Source organism: Pseudomonas sp. 09C 129, assembly GCF_002843625.1.
Lineage (GTDB): Bacteria > Pseudomonadota > Gammaproteobacteria > Pseudomonadales > Pseudomonadaceae > Aquipseudomonas > Aquipseudomonas chlororaphis.
Map to the genome: position 1 here is coordinate 5,288,032 of NZ_CP025261.1, position 15,058 is coordinate 5,303,089.

Annotated in this window: 17 protein-coding genes; 6 read left to right on the forward strand and 11 right to left on the reverse strand. The window is 57.9% G+C overall.

Annotated features, from left to right (window positions below; translation table 11 throughout):
• Positions 1-9: 9 nt before the first annotated feature.
• From CXQ81_RS23435 to CXQ81_RS23450, 4 genes are all read right to left on the reverse strand, one after another.
• Complete coding sequence (locus CXQ81_RS23435; RefSeq protein ID WP_007931386.1) at positions 10-510, reverse strand: universal stress protein; 501 nt, start codon at positions 508-510, stop codon at positions 10-12.
• A 93-nt stretch (positions 511-603) separates the two neighbouring features.
• Positions 604-1,509, reverse strand: coding sequence for a 5'-nucleotidase (locus CXQ81_RS23440; RefSeq protein WP_007931385.1), 906 nt, complete (start codon positions 1,507-1,509; stop codon positions 604-606).
• A gap of 23 nt (positions 1,510-1,532) precedes the next feature.
• Positions 1,533-2,489 (reverse strand): putative 2-dehydropantoate 2-reductase, encoded by a 957-nt coding sequence (locus CXQ81_RS23445; protein WP_101338711.1) that lies wholly within the window; start codon positions 2,487-2,489, stop codon positions 1,533-1,535.
• The gene (locus tag CXQ81_RS23450) at positions 2,489-2,875 is read right to left on the reverse strand and encodes a co-chaperone YbbN (RefSeq protein ID WP_101338712.1); all 387 of its coding nucleotides are present in this window, start codon (positions 2,873-2,875) and stop codon (positions 2,489-2,491) included. Before CXQ81_RS23450 ends, CXQ81_RS23445 begins: the two co-directional genes overlap by 1 nt.
• Here CXQ81_RS23450 and CXQ81_RS23455 point away from each other — a divergent pair.
• On the forward strand, positions 2,874-3,317 hold the full coding sequence (locus CXQ81_RS23455) for a PilZ domain-containing protein (RefSeq protein ID WP_007931382.1): 444 nt from the start codon (positions 2,874-2,876) through the stop codon (positions 3,315-3,317). The genes CXQ81_RS23450 and CXQ81_RS23455 overlap by 2 nt on opposite strands.
• 131 nt (positions 3,318-3,448) lie before the next feature.
• Positions 3,449-4,525, forward strand: a complete 1,077-nt coding sequence (locus tag CXQ81_RS23460) for a 3-deoxy-7-phosphoheptulonate synthase (RefSeq protein ID WP_101338713.1) — start codon at positions 3,449-3,451, stop codon at positions 4,523-4,525.
• A gap of 59 nt (positions 4,526-4,584) precedes the next feature.
• Here the strand turns inward: CXQ81_RS23460 and CXQ81_RS23465 are convergent, their stop codons facing one another.
• Positions 4,585-4,866, reverse strand: coding sequence for a GNAT family N-acetyltransferase (locus CXQ81_RS23465; protein WP_007931380.1), 282 nt, complete (start codon positions 4,864-4,866; stop codon positions 4,585-4,587).
• A 674-nt stretch (positions 4,867-5,540) separates the two neighbouring features.
• Between CXQ81_RS23465 and oprI the strand changes: the two genes are divergently transcribed.
• Complete coding sequence (gene oprI / locus CXQ81_RS23470; RefSeq protein WP_003448337.1) at positions 5,541-5,792, forward strand: outer membrane lipoprotei OprI; 252 nt, start codon at positions 5,541-5,543, stop codon at positions 5,790-5,792.
• Positions 5,793-5,918: 126 nt separating this feature from the next.
• On the opposite strand, the gene CXQ81_RS23475 is transcribed toward oprI, so the two are convergent.
• From CXQ81_RS23475 to CXQ81_RS23485, 3 genes are all read right to left on the reverse strand, one after another.
• Positions 5,919-6,887 (reverse strand): L,D-transpeptidase family protein, encoded by a 969-nt coding sequence (locus tag CXQ81_RS23475; RefSeq protein ID WP_101338714.1) that lies wholly within the window; start codon positions 6,885-6,887, stop codon positions 5,919-5,921.
• A gap of 116 nt (positions 6,888-7,003) precedes the next feature.
• Entirely contained in the window at positions 7,004-7,297 is a 294-nt protein-coding gene (locus CXQ81_RS23480) for a hypothetical protein (protein ID WP_007931378.1), read from the reverse strand.
• 56 nt (positions 7,298-7,353) lie between these two features.
• Entirely contained in the window at positions 7,354-7,959 is a 606-nt protein-coding gene (locus CXQ81_RS23485; RefSeq protein ID WP_009044965.1) for an arylesterase, read from the reverse strand.
• A 10-nt stretch (positions 7,960-7,969) separates the two neighbouring features.
• Here CXQ81_RS23485 and CXQ81_RS23490 point away from each other — a divergent pair, with 10 nt between their 5' ends.
• Complete coding sequence (locus CXQ81_RS23490) at positions 7,970-8,653, forward strand: ABC transporter ATP-binding protein (protein ID WP_007931376.1); 684 nt, start codon at positions 7,970-7,972, stop codon at positions 8,651-8,653.
• Complete coding sequence (locus CXQ81_RS23495) at positions 8,653-11,157, forward strand: ABC transporter permease (RefSeq protein WP_101338715.1); 2,505 nt, start codon at positions 8,653-8,655, stop codon at positions 11,155-11,157. The genes CXQ81_RS23490 and CXQ81_RS23495 overlap by 1 nt, the downstream gene beginning before the upstream one ends.
• Positions 11,158-11,173: 16 nt before the next feature.
• Here CXQ81_RS23495 and greB read toward each other — a convergent pair whose 3' ends face one another.
• The 3 genes from greB to CXQ81_RS31120 all read right to left on the reverse strand — a co-directional run bounded on the left by greB (position 11,174) and on the right by CXQ81_RS31120 (position 14,235).
• Positions 11,174-11,647 carry a transcription elongation factor GreB gene (gene greB / locus CXQ81_RS23500; protein ID WP_007931374.1) on the reverse strand — a complete coding sequence of 158 codons (474 nt, stop codon included), beginning with the start codon at positions 11,645-11,647 and terminating at the stop codon, positions 11,174-11,176.
• 365 nt (positions 11,648-12,012) lie between these two features.
• Positions 12,013-13,755: a hypothetical protein gene (locus CXQ81_RS23505; protein WP_101338716.1), complete on the reverse strand. Its 1,743-nt coding sequence runs from the start codon at positions 13,753-13,755 to the stop codon at positions 12,013-12,015.
• Between the two features lie 186 nt (positions 13,756-13,941).
• Positions 13,942-14,235, reverse strand: coding sequence for a hypothetical protein (locus tag CXQ81_RS31120; RefSeq protein ID WP_037035922.1), 294 nt, complete (start codon positions 14,233-14,235; stop codon positions 13,942-13,944).
• 146 nt (positions 14,236-14,381) lie between these two features.
• On the opposite strand from CXQ81_RS31120, the gene CXQ81_RS23510 reads away from it, so the two are divergent.
• On the forward strand, positions 14,382-15,011 hold the full coding sequence (locus CXQ81_RS23510; RefSeq protein ID WP_007931372.1) for a response regulator transcription factor: 630 nt from the start codon (positions 14,382-14,384) through the stop codon (positions 15,009-15,011).
• Positions 15,012-15,058: the final 47 nt, after the last annotated feature.

A 15,058-nucleotide genomic window follows, 5' to 3' on the forward strand; every position in this document is an offset into this window, starting at 1 on the left:
ACAAGCGCGTCAGATATCTCCGAGCCGCCGACGCTGTACCAAGGGCACCAGGTAAACCGGAACCTTGGCCAGTTGCAGTACCCTGGCTGCCGTCCTGCCCAATGGAGTCTCACCGCCCGCCCCATGGCTGTGACTTCCTACGATCAACAAATCCACAGAGAGTTTCGACGCCTGCTCGAGAATGACGTGCGAGGGGTCCCCCTGAAAGACCCTGACCGACTGAATCAGCGCGAGATCCTGCATGCCCTCCCCCAACTCTTCGCGAAAGCTGTCGAGTACCCGTTGCTCGATATTCGCCATCACCGTGCTCAGACCCTGGCTGTGAAACTCATTCAGGGCCTGTTCGTCGAGATAACTCTGCAACACCGACTCGGCAAACAGTCCCATGGGCTCCACCGCATGAACCACGTGCAATTCGGCATTGAATGTTCGAGCCAGCTCCAGGGCATGTTGCATCACGTAGGGCGCATACAGACCGAGGTCAGTGGCATACAGCATCGAACGAATCATATGACCTCCTCGACTGCCAATATGGCGGAGATTGATTCAGCTTAGCAGTGCCAAGGCGACTACGACGTCCCGCGCAAGCCCGTGAACATTGAGCTAAACCTTGGTTTCGTTGCTGATACCGTGGGGTACGTGACCGGTGGCGACCACTTCGCGAGCCAGTTCGCAATGACCCGCCTGATCGTCGAAGAACACATCGGCGGCGAAGGCTTCGAGAAAGGCGGCCTTCTCCAGGCCGCCCAGGAACAACGATTCGTCCAGGCGGATATCCCATTCGCGCAGGGTGCGGATCACCCGCTCATGGGCCGGGGCCGAACGCGCTGTCACCAGGGCGGTGCGGATCGGACAACCATCGTCGGGGAATTCGCGCTGCAACAGATTGAGCGCGGCGAGGAAGCCTTTGAACGGCCCCCCACGCAACGGCTCGCGGGCGGACTCGCGCTCCTTGGCCTGAAAGGCTTCCAGGCCACCGAGCTGATAGACCCGTTCCGACTCATCGGAAAACAGCACGGCGTCACCGTCGAAGGCGATCCGCAGTTCGGCGCTGGCGGCGCGTCGGGCGCCACCGGAAAGAATGGTCGCCGCGGCGAACCCGGCGTCCAGTGCGCTGCGCACATCTTCGGCGTGGGTGGAAAGAAACAGGTCGCAACCAAAGGCCGCAAGGTAGGGATAAGGGCTGCGCCCACCAACAAACGCGGCCCGGGAAATATCCAGGCCGTAATGCTGAATCGAGTTGAAGACCCGCAGGCCCGTGTCGGCACTGTTACGCGACACCAGTACCACCTCGACCCGAGCCCGGCCGAGGCTGGCATTGAGGCTCAAGAGCTTTTTCACCAGGGGAAAAGCATCGCCCGGTTCGAGGGATTCCTCCTCGTGATCGATCTGATACTTGCGGTAGGCCTCGACCCCCTCGGCCAGATAGACCTTATGGCTCTCGCTGAGATCGAACAGGGCCCGCGATGAAATCGCCACCACCAGTTTACCGCCCAAGCCCTTTGCCATATCCCTTCCCCCCGATGCTGCGATCAACCGTTATGCCGGTCGATAAAACTCAACGCCTGATACAAGGCTTCCATTTTCGGCAGCTCGCATCCCGCCGCCTTGGCCGCGGCCAATGGCGCGGCATAGATGGCCGACAACTCCAGCGCACGTTTGTGCTGGTAGTCGTGGTACATGCTCGGCCAATAGTCCGGCATGCCTTCGGTCACCTTGAACAAGTGCTCAGCATAGCCGTCCGGCATGCTGTGACCACAGGCCAGGGCGCCCTGCACCACTTCACGCATCAAGGCCTGAATCAGCTCGCGGCTGTCGGCATCGGCCATCAGCGGCGTGGTGCTGGCGTTGAGCAACACTGACAAACCGTTATAGGGCACGTTCCACACTAGTTTCTGCCAGCGCGCCTGCTGCAGGTTGGCCATGGCCTGGGAGCCGATACCGGCCTTGCGGAACAGCGCCGCCCCCTCTTCCACTATTGCCTGGCGCTGCGACTCGTCCTGCGCTGCCGGGCCACTGTGATACCCCAGGTTCACCGCGCCCAGCGCCTGATGCTCGATCACCCCTGGTCCGGCACGGTGCACGCAGATAAAACACAGGCCGCCCAACAGATGCAGCGAGTCGGGAAGCAGGTCGCGCAGGCCATCTTCCACATCCAGGCCATTCTGCAACAACAGCACCTTGGCGCCGGGAGCCGCCGCGCGAAGAATCGCCGGAGCCAGCTCGGCGTTGCTGGTGGTCTTGGCCCCCACCAGCAGCCAATCGCAGGGCGGCATATCTTCGGCACTGGCATAGGCCTGGACCGGGTTCAGGGTCAGCTCACCATGCACCGCGCTATGCAGTTGCAACCCCCGCTCGGTGACCGCGGCGAATTCGCTGCGCAGCAGGAAATGCACATCCAGGCCGGCTTGCGCCAGCAGCATCCCATAGAAACCACCGATCGCTCCGGTACCGATAATGCCGATTCGCGGCGTGTGGACTGCCTCCATCAAGGCAACTCCTCTGGAATTCGGTTCAGCGTCTGCGCCAGGCGCTCGCGGAGCTCGCCGGGTGCCAGGCGCGACTGCAAGGCCCCATAAAACTCACCGTCGCGCACCACGAACAGTGCCGGCAAGTGAAACACCTGATAACGCTCGACCGCGCCGCCATTGTTCCCCGCGTCGATCCAGCACAACCGCTCGATCGGCAGATCGAAGCCGGGCAACTGCTGCCGGGCCCAACGACAACTGGCGCAGCCGACGCTGGTGAATATCACCAGCGAAACACCGCTCATCGCCAATAACCGCTGATCGATATCGAAATCGGTCAGCTCCAATTCGACCACTATACTGGGGGAAACAATGTCACATAGCCGACACTCGGAGTCTGCGTTCATGGGACGTTTCATTCCTCATCCTGACGATGTTCCGGTTGAGATGACCTTACGCGAGCACGCATGTATTTCGCGGCAACGGTTGCACACTATCAGCCTCGGCGGCATGGCTTGCAATTATCACCGCGCCTGGCGCCGCGGCACCGCACTGGAAATCTGCATCCCCACTCTGGGTGAAAACGCCCGCTACAACGGCTATGTGGCCTGGTGCCTGCGACGCAAGCATGGCTATCTGGTGGGGATCGCCTTCATCGACGAACAGACCCTGTTCCATGCCCGGATGAGTGAGCAGGTGTGCCAGATCACCCACTACTGCCACCTGCATGAGCCCCAGGCTGAGCAGCGACAGATCGAAGCCCTGGCCCAGCAATGGGTCGAACAGCATGCCGCCGAGTTCTCCCATGACCGGGTTCACCAGGCTTTTATGCAGCCAGCGCTGGATTAAACCCGCCTCTGCCCATTGTCGAGCCCCGGTGTAACGCGCTAAGGTTCGGCTCCCCGACGCGCTTAAATCCGCTGTGCACCGCCGCGCGGGGATCGCTGGCGGCCGGCACCCGTGACCTGACGAGTAACACGATGGCTGATTTACCGATCAACGACCTTAACGTCGCCTCCAACGAAACCCTGATCACTCCCGACCAGCTCAAGCGTGACATCCCGCTGAGCGACGCCGCCCTGCGCACCGTGACCAAGGGTCGCGAAGTGATCCGCAATATTCTCGACGGCACCGACCACCGCCTGTTCGTCGTCATCGGCCCGTGCTCGATCCACGACATCAAGGCGGCTCACGAATATGCCGAGCGCCTGAAAGTCCTGGCCGCCGAAGTCTGCGACACCCTTTATCTGGTGATGCGTGTGTACTTCGAGAAACCACGGACCACCGTTGGCTGGAAAGGCTTGATCAACGACCCGTACCTGGACGACTCGTTCAAGATCCAGGACGGCCTGCACATCGGTCGCCAGCTGCTGCTGGACCTGGCCGAGATGGGCCTGCCGACCGCCACCGAAGCGCTGGACCCGATCTCCCCGCAATACCTGCAGGACCTGATCAGTTGGTCGGCGATCGGTGCACGTACCACCGAATCCCAGACCCACCGCGAGATGGCTTCCGGCCTGTCCTCGGCGGTAGGTTTCAAGAACGGCACCGACGGCGGCCTGACCGTTGCCATCAACGCCCTGCAATCGGTTTCCAGCCCTCACCGCTTCCTCGGCATCAACCAGGAAGGCGGCGTATCCATCGTCACCACCAAGGGCAATGCCTACGGTCACGTGGTTCTGCGCGGCGGCAATGGCAAGCCGAACTATGATTCGGTCAGCGTCGCCCTCTGCGAGCAGGCGCTGAACAAGGCGAAGATCAAGCCGAACATCATGGTCGACTGCAGTCACGCCAACTCCAACAAGGACCCGGCCTTGCAGCCGCTGGTGATGGAGAACGTGGCCAACCAGATTCTCGAAGGCAACCAGTCGATCATCGGCCTGATGGTCGAAAGCCACCTGAACTGGGGCTGCCAGGCAATTCCCAAGGACCTGGCCGAACTGCAATACGGCGTGTCGATCACCGATGCCTGCATCGATTGGGAAAGCACCGAGAAAACCTTGCGCAGCATGCACGCCAAGCTCAAGGACGTCCTGCCAAAACGGGTTCGTACCTGACCCCGTATCGCAGACACAAAAACGCCGGGCCAAGCCCGGCGTTTTTTTGGCGTCCCCGCTCAGAGTTTCGCGGCATGGCGCTGATGGCGCTCCATATAGCGCTCCACATATGAGCACGACGGAATCACCGTGTAACCCATGCGGTCAGCATATTCCAACGCCTGCTCGGTCAGTGCCGCGGCAATACCACGACCACGCAGCGCGTTAGGCACGAACGTCCGATAAATATCCAGGGTCTGCTTACCCAGGTCCATATAGGTCAGGTAGGCACGATGACCGTCCACATTGGTCTCGAATTGATGACCAGCCTGGTCATGGTGGATGGACAACGCCTCGCTCATCACTACTCCTCGCGGGTCTTGGATTCTGACCCCTACCTTACCGATGTTTTTCCGGCGAAGGAACAACTACGCCACCCCGTGCCTGTTTGAACACCGAGGAGAGCTTGCCGCTCTCGCATGACCGAGCACGTTTCAAATAGTAGGCACCATTGGCACCAATGCTCAAGGGACGCTTGCGTTCAAGATACTGGCATCAGGCCAGTTTTCTGTCGATACTTCCCCGGACCTGTTCCCAGCTACATACAAAACGCTCGATCAAACCGCCTGAGGATCAACAACCTGAACATCGCCGGATGTTGAGATTTAAGACGAGCCCACCCATTTAAAGTCACCTCAACATGGACAAAGATGCGTGAGGCGCCCCACAGATTCTGAACAAAAGTGTAGACGAGTCGATATAGATAGACTTTAGCCTACACTCCGCAAGCGCCGTGCAAAGGGGCTCTACGGCAGATACGGTCAACAAGCGCAACCTCCCAACAGGGTGACAAGGTTGCGTATTTTTTATACAGATCAATAAAAAGTTGCTCGAAAAAGATTCAACGCCTAGAATTTTTTTTGCTTCTTGCGCTACGTCAGTTTACTTACTACAAGTAATGGGTAGTATGTACGCCGGCCATTTCATCACTCGGATGAGATAGCTACTTAATAGAAAGTCCTTGAAGGGGAACACGATGAACAACGTTCTGAAATTCTCTGCTCTGGCTCTGGCCGCAGTTCTGGCTACCGGTTGCAGCAGCGTATCCAAAGAAACCGAAGCTCGTCTGACTGCAACTGAAGACGCAGCAGCTCGTGCCCAGGCTCGTGCAGACGAAGCCTACCGTAAAGCTGATGAAGCTCTGGCTGCTGCTCAAAAAGCACAACAGACTGCTGACGAAGCTAACGAGCGCGCTCTGCGTATGCTGGAAAAAGCTAGCCGCAAGTAATAATCCCTCGGGATTGTTATCGAGCCGACCCATTTATTGGGTCGGCTTTTTTATTGCCCGGATTTTCTTGCGGCAATAAAAAACCCGTCGACGCCCGGAGGCATCGACGGGTTGCTGTTCCAGCCGTTACTGCTGCATATCGATAGGCAGCGCCGATACTACGGGCGCAGTGCTCGGTACGGCGATCTCTACCGGTAAACCATCTTCGGCCGCCACCACGTCGCGCACCACATCCCAGTTCATCCGCAAGTTATTGGCCAGGTCTTCACGCTTGAGCAAGGCGTTGATCACCGCGGTGTGCTTGTCCACGACCGACGGATTGCCCTTGTCATCCAGCGGCGTGTGAGCTTCCAGATAGACTTTGCCAGCGCTGATACCAAACTTGTACGGATCGTTGAGAATGCGCACCGATGTCCCCACTGGCACCATGCTCGCCATTTCCAGGACGTTGTTGTTGAACATCCGGAAGCAGCCGTGGCTGGTGCGCATGCCGATCCCGAACTTCTTGTTCGAACCGTGGATCAGGTAGCCCGGCGTGCCCAGGGTGAACTTGAATGGCCCCAACGGATTGTCCGGACCCGCCGGCACCACGTTTGGCAGCGGGTCACCGTCGGCGGCGTGCTCGGCCTTGATCGAGGCTGGCGGAGTCCAGGTCGGATTCGGCGTCTTCGCGACAATGCTGGTATGGGCGATCGGCGACCCCCAACCTTCCCGGCCGATACCCAGGGGGAAGGTGTACACCACGTTCCGCCCTTTCGGGTAGTAGTACAGGCGATATTCAGCCAGGTTGATCACGATGCCTTCACGAGGTCCCGGCGGCAGGATGAAACGCGTCGGCAACACCACTTCGGTGCCCGCGCCCGGCAACCAGGGATCCACTCCCGGGTTGGCCGCGACCATCTCGTAATAGCCCAGGTCGTAGGTCGTGCCCAGGTCGGCAAAGGTGTCTTCGTACTTGGCCTTGATCACCTGTACCTGACCGACGATATCTTCGCCCGGTGGAGGTAGAGGCAGTTCCAATGCGGCAACGGGGCCGGCCACACAGAAGGCGGCAAGCGTCAGGCAACGGGTGACGACAGGAAAGCGCGGCAACATCCGGAAAATCCTTCGCATGATCAACGAGTAAAAAAGTGATTGTACACCCGCCCCCGTGGCTGCGGGAGCGACAGCTGCATCAGCGCAAGAAGGGAGCCGGGCGAGAACTTGCTGCCTTACAGCTCGAAACGCAACTCTGGCCAGATCGGTGGCGTGCCGCGCTTTTGCGATTCGAGGATCGCCCGGCACAACGGACACAGGCGCTGGTCCTGGAAAATGGTCCGGTCGACACTCGACCAGCGCGGTTGCGCGGGCAGCAAGGTGCCGCACAACGTGCGATCGGCAGAGCCGCCCAGCTCCAGCTGACGCGTCACCAGGTGCACCCGGACTTCCTGGCAGGCGAACAGGTCGAGCTGTTCGTCAGGCTCGATCAGTTGGTAGGCAAACAGGGACCAGGCGGGACGCGGCATCGGGGGCTCCAAATCGGGGGCGCCACATTAGCCGAAACACTGCCGGTAGAAAAGCGTCAAAGCAGCGGTTTTAGCGTCGGCCAGACATTTTCCAGCAACTTGCCCTGAGCGGTGACCGCAGGGTGGATGCCATCGGCCTGCATCAGCTCGGGATTGCCGCCGACCCCTTCCAGAAAAAATGGCACCAGCGCTACGTTTTTTTCATTCGCGAGCTTGCTGTACACCTCGGCAAACGCCTGGGTATAACGCACGCCGTAATTGGGTGGCAGCTGCATGCCAAGCAACAGCACCTTGGCACCACTGGCCTTGGAGCTGTCGATCATCGAAGCAAGATTTTGTTGCAATTGCGTGGGCTGTTGCCCACGCAGGCCATCGTTGCCGCCCAACTCGAGAATCACCAGCTCCGGCTTGTGCTCTGCAAGCAGCGCCGGCAGCCGCGCCTGGCCACCTGCGCTGGTGTCTCCACTGATGGAAGCATTGACCACCTTATCGTTGAAACCTTCGCTCTTGAGCCGTTGCTCGAGCAGTGCCACCCACCCCTGCCGGGTATCCAGGCCGAAAGCCGCGCTGATACTATCGCCAACGATCAGGACTGTACCCGCCGCTGCGTTCTGGGCCATGCACATCAAGGCCAGGCCAGCACTCAAAAACCACACACGCATCGGATTCTCCATGGGCGCAAGCATTCTCACTGCGCGGAACCTTAGCAAAGTGGTTCCCAGCGCGGAAGGTGAACTGACCATCCTGCACGAACTCAGCCTGGAACTGAACAAAGGCGACAGCCTGGCCATCGTCGGCAGTTCCGGCTCCGGAAAATCCACCCTGCTCGGCCTGCTGGCCGGGCTCGACCTGCCCAGCAGCGGCGAGGTCACCCTGGCCGGTCGCAGCCTCGGCACATTGGACGAAGACCAGCGCGCCCGAATCAGGGCCGAGCATGTGGGCTTTGTCTTCCAGTCGTTCCAACTGCTCGACAGCCTCAATGCCCTGGAGAACGTCATGTTACCCATGGAGCTGGACGGCCGTCGGGATGCCCGCGAGCGTGCGACCGAACTGCTCCAGCGCGTCGGGCTCGGGCAACGCCTGAGTCACTCGCCTCGCCAGCTCTCCGGCGGCGAACAACAGCGGGTGGCCATCGCCCGCGCCTTTGCCGCCGAACCTGACGTGCTGTTCGCCGATGAGCCGACCGGCAACCTCGACAGCCACACCGGCGAGCGCATCAGCGACCTGCTGTTCGATCTGAACAAGGAAAGCGGCACGACGCTGGTCCTGGTCACTCACGATGAACGCCTGGCCCATCGTTGCCGGCGCCTGATCCGCCTTGAAGCCGGCCTGCTGGTCGCCCCCCTGGAGCCTTGATGGCACGCCTGCCGCTGTTGCGCCTGTTCAGCCTTGCCGTTCGCCAACTTCTGCGCGACGCCCGCGCCGGAGAACTGCGGGTATTGTTCTTCGCCCTGGTGGTGGCTGTAGCCGCCAGCACCGCCATCGGCTATTTCGGTGCACGCCTCAACGGCGCGATGCTGTTGCGCGCCACGGAGTTTCTCGGCGCGGACCTGCTGCTTGAAAGCAGCTCTCCAGCAAGGCCAGAACAGATACAAAGCGGCCGGGAACTGGGCCTGCAACATGCGCAGGTGGTGGAGTTCTCCAGTGTGATCGCCACCGACAATGGCATCCAGCTTTCCAGTATCAAGGCCGCGGACGATGCCTACCCGCTGCGCGGCGAACTGAAAAGCGCCCCGGCCCCTTACGCGACGGAAGAAACCGGCGGTGGTCCGCAACCGGGTGAAGCCTGGGTCGAAGCTCGACTATTGACCGCGCTGGACCTGAAAATCGGCGACAGCATCGACGTCGGGATGAAAACCCTGCGCCTGAGCCGGGTACTGACTTACGAACCGGATCGCGCCGGCAACTTCTATAGCCTGACCCCCAGGGTCCTGATCAACCTGAGCGACCTGAACGCCACCGGCGTGGTGCAACCGGGCAGCCGGGTCAGTTACAAGGAGCTCTGGCGCGGTCCGGGAAGCGCCCTGGAAACCTATCGCCAATTGATCAAGCCAGGCCTGGCGGCCAATCAGCGCCTGCAGGATGCCCGAGATGGCAACCGCCAGATCGGCGGAGCCCTGGGCAAGGCCGAACGCTACTTGAACATGGCCAGCCTGGTGGCGGTGCTGCTGGCAGGCGTGGCGGTTGCCCTGTCCGCTGCGCGCTTCGCTTCCCGCCGTTTCGATGCCTGCGCGCTGCTGCGCTGCCTGGGCCTGTCCCGCCGGGAAACCATGCTGCTGTTCACCCTGCAACTGGCCCTGCTCGGCATCCTGGCCAGCATCGTCGGCGCACTGCTTGGCTGGCTCGCCCAGCTTGGGCTGTTTTACCTGCTGCATGACCTGCTACCAACCGACGTGCCTCCTGGCGGGCTGCTGCCCGCTGTCGCCGGTATCGGCACCGGCCTGGTGGCACTTGGCGGTTTCGCCTTGCCGCCACTGGCGGCGCTGGGGCGTGTCCCACCCTTGCGGGTGTTGCGCCGTGACCTGCTGCCGATCCCCCCAAGCACCTGGATGGTGTATGGCGCCGCCTTGCTGGCCCTGGGCCTGATCATGTGGCGCCTGAGCCTGGATCTGCTGCTGACCTTTGCCTTGCTCGGCGGCGGCGTCATCGCTGCCCTGGTTCTGGGCGGATTACTGCTGCTGGCCCTGCAGAGTCTGCGTCGCTTGCTGACCAAGGCGTCGCTGCCATGGCGCCTGGGGCTGGGCCAGTTGCTGCGGCATCCTTTGGCCGCTGCGGGGCAATCCCTGGCCTTCGGCTTGATTCTGCTGTCGATGGCCTTGATTGCGCTGTTACGTGGAGAGTTGCTCGACACCTGGCAAAACCAGTTGCCCAAGAACGCACCGAACTATTTCGCGCTGAATATCCTGCCCGCGGACAAACAAGCTTTCACCGACAAGCTGGTGGCGCTTTCCGCCCCTTCCGCACCGCTGTATCCGGTAGTGCCAGGGCGGCTGATCAGCATCAATGGCGAACCGGTCCGGGAAATCGTCAGCAAGGATTCCAGTGGCGACCGCGCCGTGCAGCGCGATTTGAGCCTGACCTGGGCCGCGGATCTGCCAGCGGGCAATAAGATCACCAGCGGCTCGTGGTGGGCACAACAGCCCGAAGGGGATTTACCTGGCGTCTCGGTCGAGGCCCTGGTGGCCGAAAGCTTGAAACTCAAACTCGGCGACCAGATGACATTCAGCGTCGGAGGGGTCAATCGCGAGGCCAGGGTGACCAGCCTGCGGGAAATCAACTGGGACAACTTCCAGCCCAACTTCTTCATGATCTTTCAGCCGGGCACGCTGCGGGATCTGCCCGCCACTTACCTGACCAGCTTCTATCTGGCTGCGGGTCATGACCAGCAGGTGGTCGAGTTGTCCAGGGCGTTTCCGGCAGTGACCATCCTGCAAGTGGAGGCTCTGCTCGAACAACTGCGCAGCATCCTGGCCCAGGTCACCCTGGCCGTGGAATACGTGCTGCTGTTTGTGCTCGCCGCCGGCATGGCCGTGCTGTTTTCCGGACTGCAGGCCACCCTGGACGAGCGTATTCGTCAGGGCGCCCTGCTACGGGCGCTGGGTGCAGAACGACAATTACTGGTCAAGGCCCGGCGTATCGAGTTCGGGCTGCTGGGAGCCGTCAGCGGGCTACTGGCGGCATTGGGATCGGAACTGGTGAGCCTGGTGCTGTATCGGTTTGCCTTCGACCTGCCCTGGCATCCACATCCTTGGCTGTTGCTCCTGCCTGTTATCGGTGCCCTGCTGATCGGCGGTGCCGGTGTCTACGGGACACGCCGGGCATTGAATGCCAGTCCACTGACAGTACTGCGCGAGGGGTAAGCCCCTCGCAGGCAGTTCATTTCACGTATTCGATCTGATTGATCCACCAGCACATTTCTCCACCAGGCGTCTGCACTATCGCCTCGTCGCCGACTTCTTTCTTCAAGAGCGCCCGGGCCATGGGTGAATCGATAGAGATGTAATCCTTCTGCCCGTATATCTCGTCATAACCGACGATACGGAAACGCTTGGTTTCACCCTCTTCATTCTCGATATCGACCCAGGCGCCGAAGAAAACCCGACCCTCCTGTTCCGGCGAATAAGACACGACCTTCATGTCTTCGAGTCGCTTGCGCAAGTAGCGAACCCGGCGATCAATTTCCCTCAGGAGTTTCTTGTTGTATTGATAATCGGCGTTTTCACTTCTGTCCCCCAGGGAGGCCGCCCAAGTGACTTTCTGCGTCACATCCGGACGCTTCTCCCGCCACAGGTAATCCAGCTCGCTTTTCAGAGCCTCGAAACCTTCCTGCGTAATGAGCTTGGTACTCAATTGGTTAAATTCCCCATGCAGAGCCTTATGAGCCGTTCAGCATTATGGGTCAACCGGAGCACTGAGAACCAATATTGAGCAAAATAAACCTTCCAGTAAGACGCATGCCATCGGAACATCCACCATCTAGAATGAATCGATCTCTAGGCTCTGTATGAAAAGCGACTGCCTTGGTCATGCGAGGTAAAAACAAGCTCATGTGCAAGTCCGATCAGAACGCTCATCAAAGAACACGCATGCACCCCATTTCTCCCGTCTCCTGCCCAACCATTACTAGCCGACTATTTCATACAGATCACATATTGCCTTACATGAAAAAACACCCAGGGACTAAAATAGACACTTGCGATTTCAACTGAGGCGCCTTACTCGTCGTCGTTGAATAAGGTACTAGATATGCTATGCAGACTATTATTGAAGGTCACTGTCTCATTGAAGCCTTTTACAATATTGCTCAGTTTTTTACGGGTACTGGATAGCTGCGCTAATCTTTCCACAAGCTCGGCATTTTTTTGCTGGATCCCGATGTCCCGTTTTTCAAGCTCGGATGCACGAACACTTTGTTTTACAGAAATTTCTTCAAGACGTTGTTGCTCCAACTGCAATAGCTCAGAGCGCCGCGCAACACTTCGCTCTCGGGACTCCACATTTTCAGCCAACTGTTGTAGAGCAACGCTGCGTTCGGCAATCACCTTGGAGTTGTGCTCTGCGGATTTATCGATAGCGATCCTCTCTTGTTGAAGCTGGCTTTGTAACTGGCGCAAGTATTCATCCTTTTCCTGAAGCTTGCGTTCTCGCTCCTGCAATTGCTCCTTTAAAAGCTCCAAGGCCTCCTGCTGCTTCACTGCAATCAATTTTTGTTGTGCCAGTTCCTGCGCCATATGTGCAAGATTTGACAACGTGTTCTCTACATCAAAAAGCAGATGATCGGTATCCGCCCCCTGAGATACAACTTCGGTATCGGGAGCCGTATCCATCAGGAACTGATCCTTATCCAGCGAATGCTCTAGTGAGGCTTCACAACCGTCCGACTCATCCGGCATTGCATCCACAGCATTTTCACCGGACTGATCGATATCAGGGATGGTTTGAAGCTGCCTGTCTACCAAAGTCGGAACTCTGTCAGACATCGACAGGTCGTACTCATTTCCCTGGGTTAATTCCACATCATCCTCCGAAGTCAAATCGCGAACCACCTCCGCCAAATCAGCCAGTGTGTTCTGTATACCTTGATGCAGACGTACGGCATCGACCTCCGGGTCAGCAGACTGGTCAGCATCTATTCTATGTGTTGTAACACCTGACAGGAGAGCATCACTCCTGGATGAGTCGACATGACTTTCGACATTGGTGATAGCTAAGCCAGCAATACCCTGTTGAAGATCCTCGGCCAATAACGAGGTCTCAGTAGAGCCCTCCCTTACATAAGCCTCGGTTTCAGCGTCCTTTTGGCATAATTCATATGGCTCTCCAATCGGCTCAGATCTGGATGGGGCATCATCAGGCAGGTCCCCTTCAAGGTCCTCAACAGTTTCTGGCGAACCATACTCGTTCGAGTCAGGAACCTCGTCCACACACTCTGTGGCATCTTTTGCAGCAGGGGGATTTTGAGAGGTCGTCTCAATAGAAACATCAAGGGCTGGAACGCTGAGTTCGGTGTCATCAATTGCAGGCAGACAAACTGTCGAAGCTTCTGATGATATGAGTTTCACCACCAAATTTTTCTTGATGGTGAGTGAACGATGCTCGGAAAGGTTCCCCGTCGGTATCACACAGCCTTTAAGGTCAATCAGATGGTAGGGAGTGCCAACACTGCCAGCAGCACCTTGTTGTCGAATCTCAAGCCGCGTTGCATGAGTAACTATCTCTTTGAAGACCTGAATAACCAGACGCCAATCGCGTTCGCTTTCAATCGAACTCAGCGCATACTCTTCCCCCTTTTTATGCAACATCGCAATATAAACTCGCGACTCTCCGACTTCAGCGCCCTCATTTAAGCTATAGGCAAGAAAATTACGCCTCAGCATAGGAATTGCAAAACTGCAGAGCACCGCACCATTCAGCACTTCTTGCTCTGCGTTTTCGATGGAAATAGTTCGTAGCAGCATCGCTGACTTAGGCTCCGTCATATATCTAAAAACATATCACACGGAGTAAAAAATACCTCCTAACAACACATGCCAGCAACCGGACAATTCCCATTCTTCAGGTAGAACTATCCGACAACTCACTACCAGAAAAGTCAACGCTGTCAATTTACCATGTTATGGCTGACAGCCTTGACAACTCCGATCTCATTTAAGAGGAATATTCAAGCCCTTCTGCGGACTGAGCTTGAACAGCCACCAATCATAATTCGACCATAGCATGACCAACCCTCCCGCCAGCAGTAGCAGTACTAGCCCGGCCCCTCCTGTCAATATCAGTCGTTGCTGCCAGCTAAAAAAACACAGCGCGACACCAGCCACCCCCATCAACATCGCTAGAGAAGGAGCAAACCAGTAGATGAAACGATCAAGACGCAAAAGAGTGTTGAATAACCAAGAGCCTTTCAGATGAGAGGTCGGTCTAAAGATAATAATATGCATAGCGAGCGTGGCTTGGCCAGATAAAAACGGAGCTCAACCATAACTTAGCCACACAATGACAACTATCAGATTCGTCTGATTTAGTTTTCAGAGTGCTCGGATAACATACGCAGGGCACCCTCCCCCTAAATATCGAGATGCCTTGCATGGGAAGTATCATCATCGTCGACGACCATCCGTTGATTCGACTCGCCATAAGAACCGTTCTGGAACCTCACGAACACAACATCGTCGCGGAGGCGGACAACGGGGCCGACGCCGTCCAGCTGGTACGCAAGCATCTTCCAGACCTGCTCATCCTGGACTTGAACATACCCAACCTCGACGGTTTTTCCGTTATCTCCCATATAAAGTCCGCTGGACTGCCGATAAAGACACTGGTGCTGACTTCCAGCAACTCCAAGAACTTCGCCTTGCGCTGTTTGCAGGCCGGTGCGGCCGGGTTTCTGTGCAAGAACGATAATCTGAACGAACTGGCTAATGCGGTAAAAGCCATATTGTCGGGGTATAGCTATTTCCCCGAAGATACAATCAGCACCTTGCAACAGAATACAAACGCCGCCTGCCAGGAAAGTGTCTTGATTGCCCAACTGACCGACCGGGAAATCACCGTCCTGAAACTGCTGGCAAGCGGCCTGAATAATCAGAAAATCGCGGATGCGTTGCTGATCAGCCACAAGACGGTGAGCACCTATAAGGTCAGGCTGCTAAAACGGTTCAATGTTTCCAATCTGGTAGCGCTGGCGGAGCTGGCCAAACGCAACTCCGTAGTTTGAACCCCTGATATCGATGCAGCCTTTAGCTGGGATTCAGAAACATCGCC

What these genes read in the sequence shown, in the direction of transcription:
- CXQ81_RS23460 (WP_101338713.1), top strand. Translation starts at nt 3,449, where the DNA reads ATGGCTGATTTACCGATCAACGACCTTAACGTCGCCTCCAACGAAACC.
- CXQ81_RS23510 (WP_007931372.1), top strand. Translation starts at nt 14,382, where the DNA reads ATGGGAAGTATCATCATCGTCGACGACCATCCGTTGATTCGACTCGCC.
- CXQ81_RS23455 (WP_007931382.1), top strand. Translation starts at nt 2,874, where the DNA reads ATGGGACGTTTCATTCCTCATCCTGACGATGTTCCGGTTGAGATGACC.
- oprI (WP_003448337.1), top strand. Translation starts at nt 5,541, where the DNA reads ATGAACAACGTTCTGAAATTCTCTGCTCTGGCTCTGGCCGCAGTTCTG.
- CXQ81_RS23465 (WP_007931380.1), bottom strand. Translation starts at nt 4,866, where the DNA reads ATGAGCGAGGCGTTGTCCATCCACCATGACCAGGCTGGTCATCAATTC.
- CXQ81_RS23435 (WP_007931386.1), bottom strand. Translation starts at nt 510, where the DNA reads ATGATTCGTTCGATGCTGTATGCCACTGACCTCGGTCTGTATGCGCCC.
- CXQ81_RS23440 (WP_007931385.1), bottom strand. Translation starts at nt 1,509, where the DNA reads ATGGCAAAGGGCTTGGGCGGTAAACTGGTGGTGGCGATTTCATCGCGG.
- CXQ81_RS23445 (WP_101338711.1), bottom strand. Translation starts at nt 2,489, where the DNA reads ATGGAGGCAGTCCACACGCCGCGAATCGGCATTATCGGTACCGGAGCG.
- CXQ81_RS23490 (WP_007931376.1), top strand. Translation starts at nt 7,970, where the DNA reads ATGGGCGCAAGCATTCTCACTGCGCGGAACCTTAGCAAAGTGGTTCCC.
- CXQ81_RS23480 (WP_007931378.1), bottom strand. Translation starts at nt 7,297, where the DNA reads ATGCCGCGTCCCGCCTGGTCCCTGTTTGCCTACCAACTGATCGAGCCT.
- CXQ81_RS23475 (WP_101338714.1), bottom strand. Translation starts at nt 6,887, where the DNA reads ATGTTGCCGCGCTTTCCTGTCGTCACCCGTTGCCTGACGCTTGCCGCC.
- CXQ81_RS23505 (WP_101338716.1), bottom strand. Translation starts at nt 13,755, where the DNA reads ATGCTGCTACGAACTATTTCCATCGAAAACGCAGAGCAAGAAGTGCTG.
- CXQ81_RS23485 (WP_009044965.1), bottom strand. Translation starts at nt 7,959, where the DNA reads ATGCGTGTGTGGTTTTTGAGTGCTGGCCTGGCCTTGATGTGCATGGCC.
- CXQ81_RS31120 (WP_037035922.1), bottom strand. Translation starts at nt 14,235, where the DNA reads ATGCATATTATTATCTTTAGACCGACCTCTCATCTGAAAGGCTCTTGG.
- CXQ81_RS23450 (WP_101338712.1), bottom strand. Translation starts at nt 2,875, where the DNA reads ATGAACGCAGACTCCGAGTGTCGGCTATGTGACATTGTTTCCCCCAGT.
- CXQ81_RS23495 (WP_101338715.1), top strand. Translation starts at nt 8,653, where the DNA reads ATGGCACGCCTGCCGCTGTTGCGCCTGTTCAGCCTTGCCGTTCGCCAA.